Origin of the sequence: Brevibacterium moorei, assembly GCF_024580735.1 — a bacterium.
GTDB classification, from domain to species: Bacteria; Actinomycetota; Actinomycetes; order Actinomycetales; family Brevibacteriaceae; genus Brevibacterium; species Brevibacterium moorei.
In genome coordinates this window covers 1-319 of sequence record NZ_JANIJX010000073.1, presented here as the reverse complement: position 1 = coordinate 319, position 319 = coordinate 1, and the positions used below count along the sequence as shown (strand labels likewise).

At 56.7% G+C, this 319-nt stretch carries 1 rRNA gene; it reads left to right on the top strand.

Going from position 1 to position 319, the window contains the following annotated elements:
• Positions 1-250: 250 nt before the first annotated feature.
• Positions 251-319 (top strand): 5S ribosomal RNA (rrf, locus tag NQ034_RS16095); the annotation flags it as partial.

The following is a 319-nucleotide window of genomic DNA, read 5'->3' as shown; positions in this document are numbered from 1 at the left end:
AAGCGGAGTGATTCGTGGAGCTGACTGGTACTAATACACCGTTCACTCACCCAAACAACACGACTCGGTGGGACTGTGGTCTTGTCGGGGTGTGTGGTGGGTTGGGTAACACAAGTAAACAACGATTGAGCGTTTGAGAGTCGGGCCGTGGGGTCCGCGCGCACAGCCCTGTGGGGTTGGTGTTCACGTCTACTAGTTTCACTGCACGATCCAGTGACGCACACGCATGGTGTGTGTTGTTCTGTGGTTTTGCGGTGGTGAGAGCGTTGGGGAAACGCCCGGTCCCTTTCCGAACCCGGAAGCTAAGCCCGATTGCGCT